Annotated in this window: 1 protein-coding gene; it reads right to left on the bottom strand. The window is 43.2% G+C overall.

Features of this window, described 5'->3' with window-relative positions; all coding sequences use genetic code 11:
- Positions 1-65 precede the first annotated feature (65 nt).
- The coding region (locus M3175_RS25780) for a Tn3 family transposase (RefSeq protein WP_251524531.1) at positions 66-627 on the bottom strand (562 nt) is incomplete at its 5' end.

Below are 627 nucleotides of genomic sequence, written 5' to 3'. Positions count from 1 at the left end.
ATTTTGTCGAGTTTTAACCCATTCTAAAACAACCACTTATTGCCTTTGAGTATCTTTAAATGAGTTTAGACTTCATCAGGTCGCCTAAGCGGTCTAAACTTCCCATTTCCAACTTTCACATTACTTTTCCAAAGGTAATCACCCGTCAGATTGATATGCTCCCAGCCCAGTGGCGACAGGTACTGAAGGTAGTCATCATCAATTTCTTGACCTTGCTCTCGCAACGCATTTACCGCCCGCTCGATATATACTGTATTCCATAGCACAATGGCTGCCGTTAGTAAATTTAAGCCACTGGCTCGATAACGTTGTTGCTCGAAACTACGGTCACGAATCTCCCCTAAACGATTAAAGAATACCGCTCGGGCTAACGCATTACGGGCTTCGCCTTTGTTTAATCCTGCTTGGACACGGCGACGCAATTCTTTATGCTGTAACCAATCTAAAATAAACAAAGTGCGTTCAATACGCCCCACTTCACGCAACGCTAAAGCCAAACCATTTTGTCTTGGATAACTGCCAAGCTTACGCAAGATAAGAGACGCAGTCACCGTTCCTTGTTTAATTGAGGTCGCTAATCGTAAAATATCGGACCAGTGCTCTTTAATCAATTGGATGTTGATTGTC

This window comes from Robertmurraya korlensis, from assembly GCF_023715225.1.
GTDB lineage: Bacteria > Bacillota > Bacilli > Bacillales > Cytobacillaceae > Robertmurraya_A.
This window is presented reverse-complemented; position numbering and strand designations above follow the sequence as displayed.